This window comes from Allosaccharopolyspora coralli (assembly GCF_009664835.1).
GTDB lineage: Bacteria > Actinomycetota > Actinomycetes > Mycobacteriales > Pseudonocardiaceae > Allosaccharopolyspora > Allosaccharopolyspora coralli.
On the sequence record NZ_CP045929.1, the window covers coordinates 4,086,056 to 4,106,286 of the forward strand.

Here is a 20,231-nt window from a genome sequence, read left to right on the forward strand (position 1 = left end):
ATCACCTCACCAATTGCACGCCGCACCACCCACACGGGCCAGTTATCAGGAAATCTTCCGGCACTGGACGAACGAGTTCATCTTCTTGTCGATGATCGGTTTACCCGTCGATCTCACAGGGTAGCTCTCGCGGATGAAGACGCACTGCCGGTCGCACACGACAACGCAGTCCTGGAGATGCGCACGATCATGACGGAGCAGTCCAAGCGGCGGAGCTCCGCCGCGAGTTCTCGTACACCCACGAGGTCACGGGAGCGCGACACGGAATCCGGCGGTACCGGCCGCACGACCAAGCGCACCGCCATCGTGCGGCAGGCACGCCACCAACTCGAAGAACTGCTGGGCAAGGAGACCGAGTCGATTTCGGCGTTCCGCACCACCGACGAGGGATGGCAGCTCAACGTCGAGGTCGTGGAAGTACCACGGGTCCCCGACACCACGAGCATTCTCGGGACCTACTCGGTTCAGCTCGACAACGACGGCGAGCTCGTCGGTTACGAACGTCTCGCCCGCTATGCACGCGGACAGATCGGTCGTTGAACCGCGAATCACCCCCGAAACGAGGAGAGTCTCTTCATGACACAGGCAGTACAGCAATCCGGCGGACGAGGCGGTTCTCAGAACCAGCTCTACGATATTCTCGATCTCATTCTCGATCGTGGTCTCGTGATCGACGTCTTCGTCCGCGTCTCGCTCGTCGGCATCGAGTTGATCACTATCGACGCCCGGGTCGTCGTCGCGAGCGTGGATACCTACCTGCGTTTCGCCGAGGCGGCGAACCGGCTCGACCTCAATCAGGCGAGTAGTGCCACCACGCTTCCCGACCTGGTCGGCGACAGCGTCGAGAGCGGCGCGAAGAACAAGACCAAGGGAGCACTGACCGGCGCCAAGGAGACGTTCACCGAGGCGTTCCAGGAAGCGAAGGAACCGAGCAGCTCGGAGAACCGGCAGAAGCAGCGCAGCAGCCGGAACCGCCGGGAAGGATCCGAATGAGTACGTACCTGTACGGGCTGGTCGCGACCTCGCACCCGGCGAGGGTGGACGGGCTCACCGGTGTCGGTGCGCCGCCCGCGCAGGTGCGCACGCTCGTAGCCGGCGACATCGTGGCGATCGTCAGCGACGCACCCGAAGGCTTGCGCGCCAAACGGCGCGACGTGCTGGCACACGAGGACGTGTTGGAGAAGCTGTGCGCGCAGGGCGCGACACTGCCGATGCGGTTCGGGGTCGTCGGCGAGGACGACGACGCGGTCGTCGAGGAGGTCTCCGGACGCAGCGAGGAGTACACCGATCTGCTCACCCGGCTCACCGGCCAGGTCGAGATCAACGTCAAGGCTACGCACCACGAGGACGAAGTGCTGCGTCAGGTGCTGCTCGACGACTCGGACCTGCGCGCGTACCACGAACGCATCCAGTCCGACGGCGGCGGCTCCCACGAGGAGCGCATCGCGTTCGGCGAGAAGGTCGCCAACGCGGTGGAGCAACGGGCCGCGCAGGACGCCGACGTGCTGATCGGGCACTTGAGTCGGCTGGCGGACCGCCGACACATCGGCCCGCCGGTGGGCGAGACCTTCCTCAACGCTTCGTTCCTCGTGGGCGCCGAGGAGATCCAGCACTTCGAAGAGGCCGTGGAGGCGTTGCGCGAGCAGGTGGACTGGCTGCTCGACCTGCGCGTCCGGGGCCCGTTGCCGCCGTACAGCTTCACCGAGATCCACCAACCCGAGCCCGAGATCGCGCGGCCCGGCTGAAGGAGCGCGGCATGGGACTGCTGAGTGAACTGATCCTGCTCCCGCTGGCCCCGGTCCGCGGGGTGGCGTGGACGGTCGATCAGGTCCTCACGGCCGCGGAACGCGAGCAGATCGAGACGTTGCGAGCCGAACTCATCCGACTCGAACGAGACCTGCACGACGGTGTGATCGACGAGGAGGAATTCGACCGACGCGAGGACGAGATCCTCGACCGACTCGAGGAACTCGACGCCGGGGTCACCGGTTGACCGAGAAGGGATCCGGGCAGATGAACAACGGAGCCAAGATCGGCGCGGCCGTCGTGGGCGGGTACGTCCTGGGCCGCCGACGCAAGGCAAAACTGGCGATCGGTTTGGGCAGCTGGCTCATCGGCAAGAAGCTCAATCTCGATCCGAAGCAGCTCGCGACCCAGCTCGGCAAGGAGCTGCAGTCGTCACCCCAGTTCAGTGCGCTGCGCGACCAGCTCACCAACGAGGTGCTCACCGTCGGCAAGACCGCCGCCGGAAACTTGATCGCCGCGCAGACCAACCGGCTCGCCGACGGGTTGCACGCCCGGACCCAAGGCCTCAAGGACGCCGCCCAGGTGGTCGACGCCCGGCAGGACGACGACGAGGAGGACGAGGACTCCGGAGACGAGTCCTCGGACCAGGACAGCGGTGAGGCCGCCGAGGACGAGCAGGACGGGCCTCGCGAACGTCGCGACCGTCGGTCTCCCTCCAGCACGCAGAAGTCGCGGACGTCGGCGACGCGTCGCACCGGCGGCGGCAAGGCCACAGCCGGCGCCACTGCGAAGTCCGGCACGAAGACCGCGAAGTCCGGGGCCGCACGGACTCCAGGGTCCGGCGCCGCGAAGAAAGCCTCCACCACAGCGAAGAAGGCTCCGGCTAGCGCGAAGAAGAGCACAGCCGCCGCGAAGAAGAGCACAGGCACCACGACAAGCACTGCGGCCACCACGAAGAAGGTTTCGGGCACGACGAAGTCGGCAACGGGTGCGGCCAAGAAGGCATCGGACACGACGAAGTCGGCGTCGGGTGCGGCCAAGAAGGCATCGGGTGCGGCTCGTTCGGCGTCGAGTGCGGCCCGGAAGACGGGTGGCCGCGCCGGCGACACAGCGGCCAAGAGCACCGGACGCGCCGCGAGCAAGAGCAGTAGCAGGAGGTCGGACCGTGGCTGACACCGGAAGCGATGACAACAAGGAAGGCGGGCCGCTGAGTAGTCTGCGGGAGACCGTCGGCCGTAATCCGGCGATGGAACGCCTGTTCCAGGAAGCCGAGAACTACGTCACCGCCAAGGCGCAGAACCTGGTCTCGGCGGCAGGCGACAAACTCGGCGAGACCACGCAGCAGCTCACCGAGGCCGCCGAAGGCGACGGGCTCGGCAGCTTGATCGGGCAGGGCGGCAAGAAGCTCGCGGAGGGCAAGAGCGCACTTCGTGCCGCGATGGAGGTCGCGGGCAAGGGCCTCAAGGACAAGGTGAAGGAAGCTTTCACCGGAGGCGGCAGCAAGGGCAAGGGCTCCAGCAGCGGCAAGTTCAACAACATCGTCGAGGACGTCGACGTCGGCGTTCCGGTACGCACCGCCTTCGACCAGTGGGTCAACTACCAGGAGTTCGGCGGTTTCACCCGCGGCGTGCTCAGTGTGGACCACGTGGACGAGGTCACGACCAACTGGAACGCCAAGGTCGCCAAGTCCAAGCGCAGTTGGAAGGCGACCGTCAGCGAACAGATCCCGGACGAACGGATCGTCTGGAACACCGAGGGCGCCAAGGGGACCATCCGGGGCGTGGTCACGTTCCACCCGATCGGCGAGAACCTCACCCGGGTGCTGCTCGTGATCGAGTACTACCCGAGCGGCTTCTTCGAGAAGACCGCCAACATGTGGTGGGCCGCGAGCCGACGTGTGCGTCTGGATCTCAAACACTACCGCCGCTTCATCATGATGCAGGGCGAACCGACCGACGAAGGCTGGCGCGGCACCATCCGCGACGGCGAGGTCGTGCAGTCCCACGAGGACGCCGTGCAAGCGGAGCAGGAAGAGCAGGAGTCGGACGAGCACGCCGACGAGGACACGGACGACGAGTTCGAGGACTCCGATGAGGAACAGGACGCCGGCGATGACCAGGACTTCGCCGACGAGGACGCCGACTACGACGAAGACGGCGAATCCGAGGAGGATTCCGAGGCCGACCACGACGAAGAGGATGACCTCGAGGAAGACGAGGAAGACTACGAGCACAGCGACGAGGACGAGTACGACGAGGACGCAGAGACCGACGAAGACGACGAGGACCTCGAAGCCGAACCCGACGAGGACGAGGCCGAGGAGGAGCCGGAGGCCCGCCGTGCGCCGCGTCGTCCGCGCCGTCGATCGAGGGCACCGGCATGACGCGGACACCACACCCCGGTAAGTCGGCCACTGCAGCAGGGAGCGTCTCGTGACGGAACCAGCACGACAGGTCGGAACGCCGCAGTCGCAGCTCGCGCGCTCGCAGAACAGCGGCTCCGGCGCGAACCTCGCCGACATCCTGGAACGGGTGCTGGACAAGGGGATCGTGATCGCAGGAGACATCCAGGTCAACCTGCTCGACATCGAACTGCTCACCATCAAGTTGCGCTTGCTGGTCGCCTCGGTCGACAAGGCCAAGGAGATGGGCATCGACTGGTGGGAGCACGACCCGAGCTTGTCGTCGGCGTCGATGCGCAACGGCCAGCAGGACCAGCAGTCCGTCGAGGCCGACAGCACTCGCGTCGACCAGCTTCAGGCCGAGAACGACGAACTGCACCGGCGGCTCGCGGCTCTGGAGGGGGGTTCCGTCCCCGAGGAACAGGCATCGGAACCCTCGCAACGGAAGGGATCGGCAGGCGGGTCGTCGAGCGGGCGAAGGAATGACCGATGAGCGGGACGGTGCGCTACTGCTACGCCGTCACGCGAGGGCTGAGTCCCGAGGCCCTTACGGACGAACGCGGGGTCCGGGGCACGCCGTTGGAGGCCGTCGAAGCCGACGGCCTGGTGGCCGTGACGAGCCCGGTCGACGCCGACGAGTTCAGTGAATCGGCCCTGCAGAAGAGTTTGGAGGACCTGAACTGGCTCGGTGAGGTCGCCCGCGCGCACAACTCCGTCGTGGAGCGGGTGGCCGGTCTCGCGGTGACGCTGCCGCTGCGGCTGGCGACGATTTACCTCGACGCCGACCGCGTCCGTTCGGTGCTGCGCTCGGAGGAGGCGGCCTGGACGGCGGCCCTCGACCGGCTCGACGGGCGCGTCGAGTGGGGCGTCAAGGTGTACACGGTCGAGCAGCCCGAACCCGCGGCGCCGGAGCCCGAACGCCCGGCCTCGGGCCGGTCCTATCTCCGGCAGCGCCTGCAAGCGCGGGACAGCCGCGACGCGAGCATGCAGGACGCCACCGGCAGTGCCGAGGACGTGGACGGCTCGCTGTCCGCGCTCGCACACGAGCATCACCGCCACCGGGTACAGGCGCAGGAACTCAGCGGCGTCGAAGGGCAGAACGTGCTCAACGCCGCCTACCTGGTCGACGCGGACGCGCAGGACGCGTTCCTGGACCGCGTCACCGAGCTGCGGGAACAGCACACCCGGTGCCGGATCGACGTGACGGGCCCGTGGGCCCCGTATTCCTTCGCCTTCGACCACACGACGTCCGATGCGGGCTGAACCGCGCGAGAGTTCCCCCGTCCCGAACGACGACCACCCGCTCGCGGACCGGGAGATCGCGCTCGTCGACCTGCTGGATCGCGTCCTGGCAGGCGGCGTCGTTCTCGCGGGCGACCTGACCATCTCGATCGCCGATGTCGACCTCGTCCACATCTCGCTGCGGGCGCTCATCACGTCGGTCCGATCGCGGGACGCCACGCCGTGGAACCCGTTCAGCAACGACCCGCCGGTCACCGGCCAACGCGCGGAGCAGGAGGGACAGCCGTGAGCAGCGAGCAGGAACGGAACGGACGCGACCCGGCGGACGTCACCTCGGCACTCGTCGACGGTCTGGCCGCGAAAGGCAACCGCATCGACACCGACCGGGACAGTGTCGAACGCGACCTGATGAAACTGGTGCTGACCATCGTCGAGCTGCTCAGACAACTCATGGAGAAGCAGGCGTTGCGGCGCGTGGAGGAAGGGGACCTCAGCGAGGACCAGGAAGAACGCGTCGGACTGACGCTCATGCTGCTGGAACAGCGGCTCGGGGAGCTGCGGGACGAACACGGCCTCACCGCGGCCGACCTCAACCTCGATCTCGGTCCGCTCGGCCCACTCCTGCCCCGATAGCAGGGTTCACGGGCTGCTCTGCGTAGGTGGTTGCGTGGCCGCACTCACGGATGCCGACGGCTTCTCCCCGCCTACGCAGGCCGACCACCGGCGGGTTCCCAGCTCGTGGCTGGCGAGGACAGCGTCGACGTGATGTAGGGCGCTACCTGATGTCGGCGATCCCGCAGCCGGCCGCGAGGTGAGGTTCCGCTACCCGACCACCCACGCAGCGCAACCCGCACATCCAGGGCGCGTGATGCGTGTCACCGGCGAGCCGGGGTGGGTGTGTCGACGTGGCTGGCTAGGCTACGGGGTCATGAGCAGCGCGACCGAACCGATCGGCGAGCCGCCCGCTGGCGAGCCCGACATCCACACCACCGCAGGCAAGCTCGCCGACCTCTACCGTCGCAACGACGAGGCGGTTCACGCCGGGTCCGAGCGAGCCGTGGAAAAGCAGCACGCCAAGGGCAAGAAGACCGCTCGCGAGCGGATCGACCTGCTGATGGACGAGGGCTCGTTCATCGAGCTCGACGAGCACGCACGGCACCGCTCCACGAACTTCGGGCTGGAGGCCAACCGCCCGTACGGCGACGGGGTGGTCACCGGCTACGGCACGATCGACGGCCGCCAGGTGTGCGTGTTCTCGCAGGACTTCACGGTCTTCGGTGGTTCGCTCGGCGAGGTCTTCGGCGAGAAGATCGTCAAGGTCATGGACTTCGCCCTCAAGACCGGTTGCCCGCTGATCGGCATCAACGACTCGGGCGGCGCCCGGATCCAGGAGGGCGTGGTCGCCCTCGGCCTGTACGCCGAGATCTTCAAGCGCAACACCCACGCCTCCGGTGTCATCCCGCAGATCTCGCTGATCATGGGTCCGTGCGCGGGCGGGGCCGTCTACTCGCCTGCGATCACCGACTTCACGGTGATGGTCGACCAGTCCTCGCACATGTTCATCACCGGTCCGGACGTCATCAAGACGGTGACCGGTGAGGACGTGACGTTCGAGGAGCTGGGCGGTGCGCGCACGCACAACACGACGTCCGGCAACGCGCACTACATGGCCTCCGACGAGGACGACGCGGTCGCCTACGTCAAGGAGCTACTGTCGTTCCTGCCGTCGAACAACCTCTCCGAGGCGCCGGTCTTCGAGGGTGAGGACACCGGCAGCGGTTCGGTGGCCGAGGCCATCAACGACTCCGACCGCGAGCTGGACACGCTCATCCCGGACTCGCCGAACCAGCCCTACGACATCACCGACGTGATCACGCGGGTGCTCGACGACGAGGAGTTCCTCGAGGTCTCGAACCTGTTCGCGCCGAACATCGTGGTCGGCTACGGCCGTGTCGAGGGCCAGAGCGTGGGTGTCGTCGCCAACCAGCCGATGCAGCTGGCGGGCACGCTCGACATCGACGCGAGCGAGAAAGCCGCGCGGTTCGTGCGGACCTGCGACGCGTTCAACATCCCGGTGCTCACGTTCGTGGACGTTCCCGGGTTCCTCCCCGGCACGGACCAGGAGTACAGCGGCATCATCCGGCGCGGCGCCAAGCTGCTCTACGCCTACGCGGAGGCGACGGTCCCGCTGGTCACGGTGATCACGCGGAAGGCTTACGGCGGCGCGTACGACGTCATGGGCTCCAAGCACCTCGGCGCGGACGTGAACCTGGCCTGGCCGACGGCACAGATCGCGGTCATGGGCGCCCAAGGCGCGGCGAACATCCTCTACCGCAAGCAGCTGACCGAGGCCGAGCAGCGTGGTGACGACGTCGAGGCCGAGCGGGCCCGATTGCAGCAGGAGTACGAGGACACCTTGTGCAACCCGTACGTGGCGGCCGAGCGCGGCTACGTGGACTCGGTCATCCCGCCCTCGTACACGCGCGGCTACGTGGCCCGTGCGCTGCGCATGCTGAAGACCAAGCGGGAGAGCCTGCCCGCGAAGAAGCACGGCAACATCCCGCTGTGATCCCGGAGGAGTCGATGAGCGAACGCCCCGTGCTGCGCATCGTGCGCGGCAACGCGGACGACGCCGAGATCGCGGCGGTCACCGCTGCCCTGACGGCCGTCGCCGCCAACTTGGCCGAAGCGCCGCAGGCGGGACCGCAGCGGCTGTCCGAATGGGCGTCGCGGAGTTCCGCCCTGCGGCGCACGACCGCTCAGCAGTCGCTGCGGCCCGGCTCGAACGCGTGGCGGGCCTCAGCCCTGCCGCAGTGACGGATGCCCGTGTCAGTTGGAGCGTGGACGGGTTTGATCCGCGTTGGTGGTTCCGTGGCGGGTCTGCGAATGGCAGCGGAGAAAACTGTCAGCGTACGGTGCCTGATTGCAGCCCTCAGTCCGCGCCCAACGGCCTCACGCCGAGGGGTTCCCGGTGTCATCTAGGCTCGCCGCGTGCGTTTCGTGCTCGGCTCCGCCTCCCCCGCCCGACTGTCGGTCCTGCGTGCCGCCGGAATCGACCCGCTGGTGCGAGTCTCCGGGGTCGACGAGGACGCCGTCGCCGCGCGGCTCAGCGACCCGAGCCCGGCTGAGCTGGTGACCGCGCTCGCCGAGGCCAAGGCGCAGGCCGTTGTCGACTCGCTCGGCGAGGACGTACCGGATGCGGTGGTGGTCGGCTGCGACTCGATGCTGTCGATGAACTGGGACGGCGTCGACCGCATCGTCGGAAAGCCCGCCACCCCGGAGATCGCCGCCGAACGCTGGAAACACATGGCAGGTGGCACGGGCGAGCTGTTCACCGGACACGCCGTCGTTCGAGTCGAGGAAGGCGTCGCGACCGCGACCGCGACACGACACCTGGCGACCACGGTGCGGTTTTCGACGCCGAGCGAGGACGAGATCGACGCTTACATCGCCACCGGCGAGCCCTTGGCCGTCGCGGGCGGGTTCACGCTCGACGGTCTCGGTGGCTGGTTCGTGGAAGGCGTCGACGGCGACCCGTCCAGCGTCATCGGCATCAGCCTGCCGCTGACCCGCACACTCCTCGCCGACGTCGGCGTCAGCGTCGTCTCCCTCTGGTGAGCAGCTGTCGTTGATCCGCGGTGGTGGTCGCTTACCGTCGTTTCAGCTTGCCGCTCGCTGCGTTGGGGCCGCCTCGAGTACGCGGCGGCGACCCCAGCCTCGCGAGCGAGAACCTGGAACACCGGAGCCCCCTCACCCTGCCCGTGCCGAGCACGCAGGACCGTGCCTGACGGTGGGCAGTGAGACCACGCGTCCATCCGAGTGAAAACAGCCACAACTCGAGTCGGGCTGGATGCATCGCGTACGACGCGGCGTTGACGTTCTTCGGTATGCGCGAAACCCGTGACTGGCACTTCACCGAGCGCCTGCACGTCGATCTTCGACGGCAGGCCAGCTCCGTCTGACCTGTCCCTCCCCGACGAAGCCGACGCCGAGCGCACGAACCGCCGCGCGGCAACGCCGAGAACGGCCACGACCGAGACCGCGCAGCCCACCCCCGCTTCCCTTGCGATCCAGGGAGACCCGCATGACCGCCAGTCCGACTTCACCGAGTGACGAGCCCACCCGTCGTTTCCGGTTCAACCCGAAAGTGTTCGCCGTCGCCATCGTCGCTTCCCTGGTGCTCGGTGGAGTGCTCGGATGGGTTGCCCGCACGACCGGTGCCGAATGGCTCGTCACCACCCTCGACACCATCGGCTCGACGTTCACCAGCCTGCTCACCTTCACCGTCCTGCCGCTGATCTTCACCGCGATCGTCGTCGGCATCACCAGCCTGCGCAACGTCGGCGGCGGACGCACCGCGGCACGACTCGGCGGGAAGACGGCGTTGTGGTTCGCCACGACCTCGCTGATCGCCGTCACGATCGGAATCGTCGTCGGATCGGTGTTTCAACCCGGCCAGGGCCTGAACATCCAGCCCACGCAGGGCAACGTCGACGAGGTCGGGCAGAAGTCGTCCGGCTCGTGGCTGGACCTGATCAACGGGCTCGTGCCGAGCAACCTGATCCAGGCGTTCAGCGAGGGTGAGACGTTGCAGGTCGTGTTCGTCGCGCTGCTGGTCGGCGCGGCGGCCTACAGCCTCGGCGACAAGGTCGAACCGTTCATCGAGTTCAACCGTTCGGTGTTCGAGATCATCCAGCGGGTCCTCGGCTGGATCATCCGGCTCGCGCCGATCGGAACGCTGGGCCTCATCGGCAACGCCGTCGCGACCTACGGCAACGAGTTCTTCGCGCCGCTGCTGAGCCTCACCGCCGCCACCTACGTCGGCTCGCTGCTGGTGCTCTTCGCCGTGTACCCGACGCTGCTGTGGTTCGTGGCGCGCGTGAGCCCGCGCCAGTTCTTCGGCAAGGCGTGGACGGCGTTGCAGTTCGCGTTCGTGTCGCGTTCGTCCGGGGCGACGCTGCCGCTGGCTCGGCAGACCGCGGTGAACCTCGGTGTGGACCGCTCGTACGCGAGCTTCGCGGTTCCGCTGGCGACGACGACGAAGATGGACGGGTGCGCGGCGGTCTACCCGGCGATCGGGTCGATCTTCGTGGCGAACCTGTTCGGCATCCCGCTCGGGCCGGTGCAATACCTGACGATCGTCGCGGTGGCGGTGTTCGGAGCGATCGCCACGGCGGGCGTGACCGGCTGGTTCACCATGCTCACGTTGACGATGGCCTCGCTCGGTTTCCCCGCGGAAGTGGTGGCGACCGGCATCGCGATCGCCTACGCCGTCGACCCGATCCTCGACATGATGCGCACGACCACGAACGTCGGCGGCCAGATCGCCGTGCCGGTGATCGTGGCGCGGACCGAGGGCATGCTCGACGACGACACCCTCGACGCGCACACCGGCCCGCCGCTGCTCAACGCCGACGACACCCGGACTCCCACCCCCGCCTGACACCGAGGCGAACGGCACTCTCGCCCCACCAGACGAGGCGAACGTGCCGTTCACCCCACACCACCCCGCGAAGCGAACGGCACTCTCGCCCCACCACACGAGGCGAACGTGCCGTTCGCCCCACGGTCACGTGTGATCCATGTCGCTCCGACGGGGTTGGCGCGGTCGTGCCCTTCCCCTCGCCACGGCGCGCGGGCATACACTCCGGGCGTCGATAGGTCGCCAGGTGTGCGCACCCTGGCGCCGGTGGCTACAGGAGGTTAGGCGTGCCCGAGGACTCGACCGAGCAGTCCCAGCTCCGCAAGGTCCTGATCGCGAACCGCGGTGAGATCGCGGTGCGGGTCATCCGTGCCTGCAAGGACGAGGGCATCGCCAGCGTCGCGGTGTACGCCGAGCCGGACGCGGACGCTCCGTTCGTGCGGCTGGCCGACGAGGCGTTCGGCCTGGGCGGCACCACAGCGGCCGAGAGCTACCTGGACATTCCGAAGGTCATCGACGCGGCGAAGCGTTCCGGCGCGGATGCGGTGCACCCGGGCTACGGTTTCCTGTCGGAGAACGCCGATTTCGCCCAGGCGGTGCTGGACGCAGGCCTGATCTGGATCGGTCCGTCCCCTCAGTCGATCCGCGACCTCGGCGACAAGGTCACGGCGCGGCACATCGCACTGCGCGCGGGCGCGCCGCTGGTGCCGGGCACGAAGGACCCGGTGAACGGATCCGACGAGGTGGTCGCCTTCGCCGAGGAGCACGGCCTGCCGGTGGCGATCAAGGCCGCGTTCGGTGGCGGCGGTCGCGGCCTCAAGGTAGCCCGCACCATGGAGGAGATCCCGGAACTCTACGACTCGGCCGTCCGTGAGGCCGAGTCCGCGTTCGGGCGCGGCGAGTGCTTCGTCGAGCGCTACCTGGACCGGCCGCGCCACGTCGAGGCGCAGGTGATGGCCGACCAGCACGGCACCGTGATCGTCGTCGGCACCCGCGACTGCTCGCTGCAGCGGCGCCACCAGAAACTCGTCGAGGAGGCTCCGGCACCGTTCCTCACCGAGGACCAGCACAAGAAGATCCACGAGGCCGCGCGGGGGATCTGCGCCGAGGCCGGGTACTTCGGGGCCGGAACGGTCGAGTTCCTCGTCGGCGTGGACGGCACGATCTCGTTCCTCGAGGTCAACACGCGGCTCCAGGTGGAGCACCCGGTCTCGGAAGAGACGACCGGGCTGGACCTGGTGCGCGAGCAGTTCCGCATCGCCGCCGGGGAGAAGCTGCAGTACTCGGCCGACCCCGAACCCGTCGGCCACTCCATCGAGTTCCGCATCAACGGCGAGGACGCGGGCCGCAACTTCCTGCCCGCACCCGGCACGGTGACCCGGTTCGTCACTCCCGCCGGACCGGGCGTGCGGGTCGACGCGGGCGTCGAGACGGGCACGGTGATCGGCGGCCAGTTCGATTCGTTGCTGGCCAAGGTCATCGTCACCGGACGCGACCGGCAGCAGGCGTTGGCGCGCTCCCGCCGGGTCCTCGACGAGATGGTCGCCGAGGGGATGGCAACGGTGCTGCCGTTCCACCGGGTGATCGTGCGCGACCCCGCGTTCACCGGAGAGGACGGATTCACCGTGCACACCCGGTGGATCGAGACCGAGTTCGACAACACGATCGAACCGTTCACCGGCGGGACCGAGCCGGAGGAGGCCGAGCCGCGGCAGACCATCACCGTCGAGGTCGGCGGCCGCCGCCTCGAGGTCACCCTGCCCGCCGAGTTCGCCGCCGCACCCGCCGCCGGCGGCGGCAACGCCAAGGCCAAGCCACGCAAGCGCAACGCGGGCAAGGGCGGCGCCGCCGTGTCCGGGGACGCGCTCGCCGCGCCGATGCAGGGCACCATCGTCAAACTGGCGGTGGAGGAGGGCCAGCAGGTCGAGGTGGGCGAACTCGTCGTCGTGTTGGAGGCGATGAAGATGGAGAACCCGGTCACCGCCCACAAGGGCGGCACCGTCACGGGGTTGCAGGCGCAGCCGGGTGACTCGGTCAGCCAGGGCACCGTCGTCTGCGAGATCAAGGACTGACCGGTGCCGCGACGACCGGGGGACGGTGACGATCTCCGGATCGGCGACCCGGAGCGCGAGCACGTGATCGCGTTGCTCGGTGAGCACCTCGGCGCACGACGGCTCGAGGTGCACGAGTACGACGAGCGCTGTCGGGTCGCGGCGCAGGCACGGCTGCGCTCGGAGCTGACGGCGCTGTTCGCGGATCTGCCGGACCCGCGCCCGGTGCTGGCGACCACCGCGGAGCCTGCGCCGGCGGCGCGTCCGGGCGGGACGGCGCTCGCGGTGGGGTTGGGTGTGGCGCTGCTGGCGCTGGCAGTGGTGACGCGGCAGCTCTGGCTGCTCGGGATCTTCGCGGTCGCGATCGCGTTGTGGCTGGCTCGTTCTCGATGAAACCGCAGTTCACGAGGCATTCAGGGCAGGTCCGACGGGAACCGGACCGGCTTTCGCTACGGTAACGGTATGCACAACTCGTCGACACGACGTCGGACGATCGGGGTGCTACTGGCCGGCTCGCTCGCCCTGTCCGGGTGTGGCCTTGCGCAGACCGAACGGACCGCCGAGACCCCGGCGACTCCTCCGCCGCCACCGCCTCCACCCACGTCGAGCGCGCCACCGCCTCCACCGCCACGTCCGTTCGACCTGGTGCTCGACGGGGTCGACCCGTGTTCGCTGCTCACCGAGCAGCAGCGTGGCCAGCTCGGCTTCGACCGCGAACCGCTCGCCGACTCCGAGGCCGGGTTCGGCAATGCCGCGACCTGCAGCTTCCGCAACAGCACCGCGAAGGTCGGCGCCCGGCTGTCGCTGGTGACCACGGAAGGCATCGACGTCTGGACCAGCGACACGGCCCAGGTGCAGGCCACGCCGACCGTCGTCGAGGGTTTTCCGGCACTGGTGATCCGGACCCCGGAACTCAATCTTTCCTGCAACGTCGCCGTCGACGTCGCCGAAGGACAACACCTGGACGTGCTCTACCGCGACGACGGCGCGAACCCGCCGCCTCCGCTGGACCAGCTCTGCGCGGGTGCCGAGCGTGTCGCCGCCGGCGCCGTCGCCACGCTGCAGTCGCCGCAACCGACGTCCGAGCCGTCCGAAGAAGAGTCCGAGAGCGTCGCTCCGTCACGGAACTCGCCGGAAGGGACGAACTGACGGCGGACCCGGCCGGGTGTGGCACTCCCCGCAATTGGAGCACTCCCCAGCGTGACGGACACGAACTAGAGTGATCGTGAATCAGAACCGCCGCCTGCGGGCGCCGGACGAGGAACGTTTCTTTTCGGGAGGACAGCGTGCCGCTCAACACCTCCGTCGACCAGGAGGTCATCGGGGCCGGTGGCTCCATGCAGGTCGACCCCGGCTCGATTCCCGGGCTGGTCACCAGCCTGCAGGACTCCCTGGACCGGGTCGGTGTGCAGATCGAGCACGCGATCACCGAGTTAAGGATCCGCCCGTGGGCAGGGGATCCAGTGAGCACCGAGGCCGCCGACGAGTTCAACGGTCGCTCCGTCGGCGGGGAGTTCGACGCGCTGACCGCCCTGTGCGGCTACCGCGACCAGTTGCAGTCGGCCGCCGAGTCGCTCGAACTGGCGGGGCGCCAGTACGCCGACGTCGAGGACGCCAACATCACCCGACTCACGCCGGGATGCTGACGTGACGAACTCCGGGGACCACCGGTGGCAGGGCTACAGCCACCCCGAACTGTACGAGCAGATCCACCAGGGACCGGGCGCGGACGCCTCCACCGACCCGGTACGCCGCTGGTCCGAGTTGACCACGGCTCTCGCCGAGATCGACTCGGATCTGGCTTCCGCGCTGATCCGCGCGATGGACGGCTGGCAGGGCGAGGCCGCCGAGACCACTCGCAGCGGGTTGCGGCCGCTCGGCGAATGGGCCGGTGAGGTTCAGGAAGCCGCGCGGGTCATGCGCGACCGCGCCGAGGAGCAGGCCGAGCACGTCGGCAAGGCCCGCGCGGAGATGCCACCGCCGGTTCGGCTCACCGCCGAGGATCCGGGCATGGCCGAGTCGCTGTTCACGCACCTGTTCAGTGGGCAGACCGACCGTGAAGCACAGGAGGCCGCGCAGGACGCCGCCGAACAGCGTGCCTTCGACGTAATGCGCACCTACGAGTCCTCGACGCGGGCGAACACCACGTCGCTCGCGTCGTTCGCGGCTCCACCGCAGGTCACGGTGGACGCGCCGGCTGCTCGTCCGATGCCGGGCGGGGGCGTGGCGCAGCCTGCGGTCACGATCAACTGGGCGCCGTCGGTGCCTGCGACACCGCCGACCGGGCCCGGATCGGCGTTCGGGCCCAGCAGCGCGGCGGCTCGACTCGGGGGACTTCGGGCGGCGCCCGGCCTCGGCACGTCGGGCAGCTCCGGCTCCGGCTCGGGCTCGGGCCGTTCGGGCTCGGGTTCGGCGGGCGGCTCGGCAGCCGGCCGGGCGGGCTCAGGCGGCTCGGGTTCGGCGGGCGGCTCGGGTTCGGGCGGCTCCGGGAGGACGGCTTCCCGTGCGGCGCGCGACCAGAGTGGACACGACGACGAGCCGGAGACCGACTCGCCGGTCACCGAGGACAACGGCGAGGGTGGCGGGTTCTTCGATGCGCCGAGGACCTCGTCGCGGCCGGTGATCGGCGGCGAACCGGGCTGATGATGCTCGACACCGCGACCGACCACCACCGGCCGGTCGAGCTCAGCGCGCTCGAACTCGACGTGGTGTGGGAACATCTGGCGCTCGGCACCCTGCCGCTCGTGATCAAAGTGCCTTCTCCCGGACGAACCCACCAGGAGCGCTCCGAGCTGGTGGAGACTGTGTGGAACGGGCTGTCCGCACGTGGCCTCGGAGATCGCGGCGGTCTGGACGCGGACCTCGAAGCGATGTTGCGGGTGCTCGCCGAGCCGCACCGTGAGGTGGACGGACGCCTGTGGCTCGGGCGTGGCGTGCGAGTACTCGCCGCGTCCGCACACGCCGAGGACGCGAACTTCGGCGTTCCGGCACCGGGCGCGGTGCTCGCTGTCAAGGACGGCGACGTGATCACGATGCGCGCGATCGCCGCGGCCGGTCTGGCGCGGGAGGCGACGGGTGTGTTGCCGCCGTTACCGGCAGGGTCGGGCGGTTCGGTGACGTTGCGCGGCGCCGACCTCGACGCGGCCGCCGCCGAGTCGGGGGACGACCCCGAGAGGTTGCGCTCCGCTCTGCGGGGGCGGGGGGTGCGGCCGGACGACGTCGAGACGTTGGCGCGGATGACCACCGAGGTGCGCGGACAGGGACAGTTCGGCGCTGCGCGGCGGGAACCGGGTGCGCGCCGAGTTCGGGCCGAGCGGGTGGTCGGCTTCTTCGATACGCCGCACGGTCGCTACCTGCAGATGCGCCGGGACTCGGCTTCGGGCGATCCGTGGTCGACGGTCGCTCCGGTGGACGCCCGCACCCTCATCAGCCACGTCGAAGCGCTCCACGCCGACCTCGAAGCGTGACCCCCGATCCGGCGAGGTGACAGCCTCGCTCCGCGAGACCACCGCCGTACCCAGATCATTCCCACAAAGCGCCTGTGGACAACTCCCCTCCCCTGTGGACAGCCAGGTGGCAAATTCGCGCGAATTTGCCACCCTGCGGTCAGGGGGTGAGGGCGGCTTCGGCGGCGGCGTGGGCGCTGACGCGGGCCGCCGGGTCGAGGCCGATGCGGGTGCGCCGGTCGAGCAGGTCTGCGACGTCGAGCGCCCCTTCGCGCTCGACCGCGAACCGGAGCTCGCCCATGGTGTGCTCGGTCGCCGCCGAAATCCGTTGCCGATCGTCGAGCGCCAGCACCTCCACAGCTTCGGTGCCGTAGCGGCGCAGCAACCGCGTGGGCGCATCGACGCGGTCCAGCTCGGCGCGGCTCGCCGCTCCGACCACGGGAAGCCGCCGTGTCCGGCATTCACCGACTGTCAGGCCCGCGCGCCGCACTCCGGCGTCGAGGGCGTCCTGAGCCATGCGGCGGTACGTCGTGAGCTTGCCGCCCACGACGGTGAGCAACCCGTCCGCGCCGACGATCACCTGGTGTTTGCGTGAGAGGTCCGAGGTCTCGTCGCTGCCGGTGTCCAGCAGCGGGCGCAGTCCCGAGTAGGTCCCGAGCACGTCCTGCCGGGTGAGCCGGCGCGCGAGGGCCCGGTTGATCGTGTCGAGCAGGAACGTGATCTCGGAGTCGGCCGGTTCGGGCTCGTCGGGAACGGGTCCGGGCGCGTCCTCGTCGGTGAGTCCCACGTACACACGGCCGTCCGGGACGGGCAACGCGAACACGTAGCGGCCGAAGTGCCCGGGCACCGGCACGGTCAGCCCTGCGGTCAGCCCCCCGAATGCTTCTTGTGAGACGACGAGGTGCGTCCCGCGCGACGGGCGCAGGCGCAGCCCGGACGCCACGTCCGCGGCCCACACCCCGGTCGCGTTGACGACCAGGCGCGCGGACACGTCGATCTCGCGACCTGTGAGGGTGTCCGTCACCACCGCCCCACCGCCTGTGACCTGCGAAGCGGCCGCTCGAGTGAGGACTTTCGCGCCGTGGCCGGCGGCGGTGCGGGCCAGCGCGACCACGAGCCGGACGTCGTCGGTGAGCTGCCCGTCCCAGCCCATCAGTCCGCCGCGCAGTCCCTCGGCGCGGACGGTGGGCGCGTGGCGTGCGACTTCGGCACCAGTGACGCGGCGCGAGCGCGGCAGCGTGCGCGCGGAGGTGTGCGCGGCGGCGCGCAGTGCGTCACCGGCCAGGAATCCGGCGCGGGTGAGCAGCGCGTCCCGGGGCCTCACGGTGGCGTGCAGCGGAATGATCTGCGGCAGCGCCCGCACGAGATGCGGCGCGGTGTGGTCGATCAGGATGCCCCGCTCGACCGCGCTTTCGTGCGCGATACCGACCTGCCCGGACGCCAGGTACCGGAGCCCGCCGTGCACGAGTTTCGAACTCCACCGGCTCGTGCCGAACGCGAGGTCGTGCTTCTCGGCGAGCACGACCGACAATCCGCGGGACGCGGCGTCGAGTGCGATGCCCGCACCGGTGACCCCGCCTCCGATCACGAGTACGTCGACGGGACCGGTCGCGGAGTCGAGCTCGTCGAGTTCGCGGCTGCGGCGGGCGGCGTTCAGTGCGGTGCTCATGAGGCGAGGTACCTGTCGATCAGCTCGGACAGTTCGGTGTCCAGAGCGGGGATGTCGGTTTCGGTGACGAAGACGCGGCCGCTGAGCGCGAACGACCGGGCGGTGAGCATCACGGCGCGCGCGAGCATGCCCGCGTCGGCGTCGCGGATCGAGCCGTCGGCCTGGCCAGCGCGGATGCCCTCCTCGACGAGGTCGAGCTGGGCCACGGCGCTCGTCCCCTGTCGTTGGAACAGGTACGGGAGCAAGAAATCCGGGTCGACGTCGATGATCTTGCGGAACAGCGGATGAGTGCGCACCGCGCCGACCACGCGCACCGTGGTGCCCACCACCGCCTCGCGGCCCGTCCCGACCCGCTCCACCACGTCGTCGGTGAGCGTCGCGAACTCCCGGGTGACGAGCGCGGCGGCGACCGCGCGCACGTTGGGCCAGCGCCGGTAGAGGGTCGCGCGGGAGACGTCGGCGCGGCGGGCGATGTCGGCCATGTTCAGCCGGCTCATCCCGACCGCGAGCAGCAACTCGTAGGCGGCGTCGAGGATGCGCTCCTCGGGGATCGCGTTGGCGGCCCGAGCCTCCCCCTCGTGATTGCGTCGCTGCGACACCATGTGTAAAAGTGTAGCATCTCTCTGAACTGCCGAGGAGCGTCCGTGACCGAGTACGACCTGTCCAACGTCGAACGCCACCCCTACCTGTGGGGCAACCTCGAGACCCCCGGCCACCTGCCCGACGCCGCGAAAGACGCGCTGGCCGCACTCGGCGCCACGCCGCCGGCCCCGCCGGTCCCCGTACCGGACGCGACGCTGCCGGTGACTGAGCTCCCCGAGGCGGTCACCTCCGCGCTGAGGACCGCACTCGGCTCCGAGCACGTCAGCACCGAGCACGACACGCGCGTCGGCCACACCCGCGGCTTCTCGACACCCGACCTGGTGAAGCTGCGCAGCGGCGACGCATCCGACGCGCCCGACGCGGTCGTGCATCCCGGTTCGCACGACGAGGTCGTGCACGTCCTCGACATCTGCAGCGAGCACCGCGTCGCGGTCGTGCCCTACTCGGGCGGCACGTCGGTCGTCGGCGGCCTCGCGCCGGAGCGAGGCTCCTTCGCCGGAGTCGTGGCGCTCGACACGAACCGGCTCGACCAGCTCGTGAGCGTCGACGACGTCTCGCGAACCGCCGTGCTGCAGACCGGCACCCGGGGCGTGACGGCGGAAAGGCTCCTCGCCGAGCGCGGCTACACACTCGGACACTTCCCGCAGTCCTACGAGATGGCGACCATCGGCGGGTACGCCGCCGCCCGCTCCGCGGGCCAGTCCTCCGCCGGGTACGGACGCTTCGACGAGATGGTCGAGGGACTCACCGTCGCCACTCCGCGCGGCACGATCACGCTGGGCACAGCGCCGCAGTCCGCGGCGGGCCCGGATCTGCGGCAACTCGTCCTCGGGTCGGAAGGCGCGTTCGGCGTGATCACCTCGGTGACCGTCCGGATCCACCCGGCGCCGCAGCAGCGCGTGTTCGAAGGCTGGAAGTTCGACTCGTTCGCCGACGGGGCCGTCGCGCTGCGCGCGCTCGCCCAGGACGGCCCGCTGCCCACGGTGCTGCGCCTGTCCGACGAGGTCGAAACGGCCGTGAACCTCTCCGATCCGGACGCGGCGCTCGGCAGCGGCGAGTCCGGCGGATGCCTGGTCGTCACGGGCTACGAAGGCACCGACGCGCAGGTCGCGCGAACCCGTGAGGGCGCCTCCGCCGTGCTCCGGAAACTCGGCGGCGTCTGCCAGGGCGAGCAGCCCGGCGAGGCGTGGCGCACCGGCCGGTTCCGTGGCCCGTACCTACGCGACTCGCTGTTCGACTCCGGCGCGCTGGTGGAAACGCTGGAGACGGCCACATACTGGGCGAACCTCGACACGCTCAAGACGGCGGTCACCGACGCGGTGCAGGCCGCGCTGAACGACCAGGGCTCACCCAACCTCGTCATGTGCCACATCAGCCATGTCTACGAGTCTGGTGCGTCGCTGTACTTCACCGTCGTCACCAAACAACTCGACGACCCCGTCGCGCAGTGGGCGAAAGCCAAGGCGGCGGCCAACGCGGCGATCAGGGACTGTGGCGCGACCATTTCCCACCACCACGGCGTCGGCACCGATCACCGCGAGGCGCTCGCGCTCGAACTCGGGCCGATCGCGGTGGACGTGCTGCGGGCCGTCAAGAGCAGCGTCGACCCGGCCGGGATCCTCAACCCCGGCGTGCTGATCGGCTGAGGCCG

At 69.5% G+C, this 20,231-nt stretch carries 23 protein-coding genes; 21 read left to right on the forward strand and 2 right to left on the reverse strand.

What is annotated here, in order from left to right:
- Positions 1-189 precede the first annotated feature (189 nt).
- The 20 genes from gvpO (at position 190) to GIY23_RS19100 (ending at position 16,329) form a co-directional block, all read left to right on the forward strand.
- Entirely contained in the window at positions 190-540 is a 351-nt protein-coding gene (gvpO, locus tag GIY23_RS19005; RefSeq protein ID WP_187351938.1) for a gas vesicle protein GvpO, read from the forward strand.
- Between the two features lie 36 nt (positions 541-576).
- Positions 577-993 carry a gas vesicle structural protein GvpA gene (locus tag GIY23_RS19010; RefSeq protein WP_154077907.1) on the forward strand — a complete coding sequence of 139 codons (417 nt, stop codon included), beginning with the start codon at positions 577-579 and terminating at the stop codon, positions 991-993.
- Complete coding sequence (locus tag GIY23_RS19015) at positions 990-1,745, forward strand: GvpL/GvpF family gas vesicle protein (protein WP_154077908.1); 756 nt, start codon at positions 990-992, stop codon at positions 1,743-1,745. Before GIY23_RS19010 ends, GIY23_RS19015 begins: the two co-directional genes overlap by 4 nt.
- Positions 1,746-1,756: 11 nt before the next feature.
- Positions 1,757-1,993: a gas vesicle protein GvpG gene (locus tag GIY23_RS19020; protein WP_154077909.1), complete on the forward strand. Its 237-nt coding sequence runs from the start codon at positions 1,757-1,759 to the stop codon at positions 1,991-1,993.
- Between the two features lie 20 nt (positions 1,994-2,013).
- Positions 2,014-2,919, forward strand: a complete 906-nt coding sequence (locus GIY23_RS19025; RefSeq protein ID WP_187351939.1) for a hypothetical protein — start codon at positions 2,014-2,016, stop codon at positions 2,917-2,919.
- Entirely contained in the window at positions 2,912-4,129 is a 1,218-nt protein-coding gene (locus tag GIY23_RS19030; RefSeq protein ID WP_228717388.1) for an SRPBCC family protein, read from the forward strand. Before GIY23_RS19025 ends, GIY23_RS19030 begins: the two co-directional genes overlap by 8 nt.
- A gap of 49 nt (positions 4,130-4,178) precedes the next feature.
- Complete coding sequence (locus tag GIY23_RS23120; RefSeq protein ID WP_154077911.1) at positions 4,179-4,640, forward strand: gas vesicle protein; 462 nt, start codon at positions 4,179-4,181, stop codon at positions 4,638-4,640.
- Positions 4,637-5,410: a GvpL/GvpF family gas vesicle protein gene (locus GIY23_RS19040; RefSeq protein WP_154077912.1), complete on the forward strand. Its 774-nt coding sequence runs from the start codon at positions 4,637-4,639 to the stop codon at positions 5,408-5,410. The genes GIY23_RS23120 and GIY23_RS19040 overlap by 4 nt, the downstream gene beginning before the upstream one ends.
- Positions 5,400-5,678 (forward strand): gas vesicle protein, encoded by a 279-nt coding sequence (locus tag GIY23_RS19045; protein ID WP_154077913.1) that lies wholly within the window; start codon positions 5,400-5,402, stop codon positions 5,676-5,678. The genes GIY23_RS19040 and GIY23_RS19045 overlap by 11 nt, the downstream gene beginning before the upstream one ends.
- A gap of 62 nt (positions 5,679-5,740) precedes the next feature.
- Complete coding sequence (locus tag GIY23_RS19050) at positions 5,741-6,022, forward strand: gas vesicle protein K (protein WP_154078975.1); 282 nt, start codon at positions 5,741-5,743, stop codon at positions 6,020-6,022.
- Between the two features lie 295 nt (positions 6,023-6,317).
- The gene (locus GIY23_RS19055) at positions 6,318-7,958 is read left to right on the forward strand and encodes an acyl-CoA carboxylase subunit beta (RefSeq protein ID WP_154077914.1); all 1,641 of its coding nucleotides are present in this window, start codon (positions 6,318-6,320) and stop codon (positions 7,956-7,958) included.
- 14 nt (positions 7,959-7,972) lie between these two features.
- A complete protein-coding gene (locus tag GIY23_RS19060; protein WP_154077915.1) occupies positions 7,973-8,206 on the forward strand; it encodes an acyl-CoA carboxylase epsilon subunit in 234 nt (77 codons plus the stop codon).
- 174 nt (positions 8,207-8,380) lie between these two features.
- On the forward strand, positions 8,381-9,007 hold the full coding sequence (locus GIY23_RS19065; protein WP_154077916.1) for a Maf family protein: 627 nt from the start codon (positions 8,381-8,383) through the stop codon (positions 9,005-9,007).
- Positions 9,008-9,473: 466 nt separating this feature from the next.
- Complete coding sequence (locus tag GIY23_RS19070; RefSeq protein WP_154077917.1) at positions 9,474-10,832, forward strand: dicarboxylate/amino acid:cation symporter; 1,359 nt, start codon at positions 9,474-9,476, stop codon at positions 10,830-10,832.
- A gap of 266 nt (positions 10,833-11,098) precedes the next feature.
- Complete coding sequence (locus GIY23_RS19075; RefSeq protein ID WP_154077918.1) at positions 11,099-12,883, forward strand: acetyl/propionyl/methylcrotonyl-CoA carboxylase subunit alpha; 1,785 nt, start codon at positions 11,099-11,101, stop codon at positions 12,881-12,883.
- A 3-nt stretch (positions 12,884-12,886) separates the two neighbouring features.
- Positions 12,887-13,255, forward strand: coding sequence for a DUF1707 SHOCT-like domain-containing protein (locus GIY23_RS19080; protein WP_154077919.1), 369 nt, complete (start codon positions 12,887-12,889; stop codon positions 13,253-13,255).
- A gap of 69 nt (positions 13,256-13,324) precedes the next feature.
- Positions 13,325-14,011 (forward strand): DUF3558 domain-containing protein, encoded by a 687-nt coding sequence (locus GIY23_RS19085; protein ID WP_154077920.1) that lies wholly within the window; start codon positions 13,325-13,327, stop codon positions 14,009-14,011.
- Between the two features lie 137 nt (positions 14,012-14,148).
- Positions 14,149-14,508: a hypothetical protein gene (locus tag GIY23_RS19090; protein ID WP_154077921.1), complete on the forward strand. Its 360-nt coding sequence runs from the start codon at positions 14,149-14,151 to the stop codon at positions 14,506-14,508.
- Between the two features lies 1 nt (position 14,509).
- Positions 14,510-15,505 (forward strand): PPE domain-containing protein, encoded by a 996-nt coding sequence (locus GIY23_RS19095; RefSeq protein ID WP_154077922.1) that lies wholly within the window; start codon positions 14,510-14,512, stop codon positions 15,503-15,505.
- Positions 15,505-16,329: an ESX secretion-associated protein EspG gene (locus GIY23_RS19100; RefSeq protein ID WP_154077923.1), complete on the forward strand. Its 825-nt coding sequence runs from the start codon at positions 15,505-15,507 to the stop codon at positions 16,327-16,329. The genes GIY23_RS19095 and GIY23_RS19100 overlap by 1 nt, the downstream gene beginning before the upstream one ends.
- A gap of 139 nt (positions 16,330-16,468) precedes the next feature.
- Here GIY23_RS19100 and GIY23_RS19105 read toward each other — a convergent pair whose 3' ends face one another.
- Together GIY23_RS19105 and GIY23_RS19110 are read right to left on the reverse strand one after the other, a co-directional pair.
- A complete protein-coding gene (locus tag GIY23_RS19105) occupies positions 16,469-17,977 on the reverse strand; it encodes a glycerol-3-phosphate dehydrogenase/oxidase (protein ID WP_154077924.1) in 1,509 nt (502 codons plus the stop codon).
- Positions 17,974-18,579: a TetR/AcrR family transcriptional regulator gene (locus GIY23_RS19110; protein WP_154077925.1), complete on the reverse strand. Its 606-nt coding sequence runs from the start codon at positions 18,577-18,579 to the stop codon at positions 17,974-17,976. The genes GIY23_RS19105 and GIY23_RS19110 overlap by 4 nt, the downstream gene beginning before the upstream one ends.
- A 42-nt stretch (positions 18,580-18,621) precedes the next feature.
- Between GIY23_RS19110 and GIY23_RS19115 the strand changes: the two genes are divergently transcribed.
- Complete coding sequence (locus GIY23_RS19115) at positions 18,622-20,226, forward strand: FAD-binding oxidoreductase (protein WP_187351940.1); 1,605 nt, start codon at positions 18,622-18,624, stop codon at positions 20,224-20,226.
- Positions 20,227-20,231 lie beyond the last annotated feature (5 nt).

What these genes read in the sequence shown, in the direction of transcription:
- GIY23_RS19110 (WP_154077925.1), bottom strand. Translation starts at nt 18,579, where the DNA reads ATGGTGTCGCAGCGACGCAATCACGAGGGGGAGGCTCGGGCCGCCAAC.
- GIY23_RS19010 (WP_154077907.1), top strand. Translation starts at nt 577, where the DNA reads ATGACACAGGCAGTACAGCAATCCGGCGGACGAGGCGGTTCTCAGAAC.
- GIY23_RS19015 (WP_154077908.1), top strand. Translation starts at nt 990, where the DNA reads ATGAGTACGTACCTGTACGGGCTGGTCGCGACCTCGCACCCGGCGAGG.
- GIY23_RS19105 (WP_154077924.1), bottom strand. Translation starts at nt 17,977, where the DNA reads ATGAGCACCGCACTGAACGCCGCCCGCCGCAGCCGCGAACTCGACGAG.
- GIY23_RS19100 (WP_154077923.1), top strand. Translation starts at nt 15,505, where the DNA reads ATGATGCTCGACACCGCGACCGACCACCACCGGCCGGTCGAGCTCAGC.
- GIY23_RS19040 (WP_154077912.1), top strand. Translation starts at nt 4,637, where the DNA reads ATGAGCGGGACGGTGCGCTACTGCTACGCCGTCACGCGAGGGCTGAGT.
- GIY23_RS19060 (WP_154077915.1), top strand. Translation starts at nt 7,973, where the DNA reads ATGAGCGAACGCCCCGTGCTGCGCATCGTGCGCGGCAACGCGGACGAC.
- GIY23_RS19025 (WP_187351939.1), top strand. Translation starts at nt 2,014, where the DNA reads ATGAACAACGGAGCCAAGATCGGCGCGGCCGTCGTGGGCGGGTACGTC.
- GIY23_RS19085 (WP_154077920.1), top strand. Translation starts at nt 13,325, where the DNA reads ATGCACAACTCGTCGACACGACGTCGGACGATCGGGGTGCTACTGGCC.
- GIY23_RS19070 (WP_154077917.1), top strand. Translation starts at nt 9,474, where the DNA reads ATGACCGCCAGTCCGACTTCACCGAGTGACGAGCCCACCCGTCGTTTC.
- GIY23_RS19020 (WP_154077909.1), top strand. Translation starts at nt 1,757, where the DNA reads ATGGGACTGCTGAGTGAACTGATCCTGCTCCCGCTGGCCCCGGTCCGC.
- GIY23_RS19045 (WP_154077913.1), top strand. Translation starts at nt 5,400, where the DNA reads ATGCGGGCTGAACCGCGCGAGAGTTCCCCCGTCCCGAACGACGACCAC.
- gvpO (WP_187351938.1), top strand. Translation starts at nt 190, where the DNA reads ATGACGGAGCAGTCCAAGCGGCGGAGCTCCGCCGCGAGTTCTCGTACA.
- GIY23_RS19055 (WP_154077914.1), top strand. Translation starts at nt 6,318, where the DNA reads ATGAGCAGCGCGACCGAACCGATCGGCGAGCCGCCCGCTGGCGAGCCC.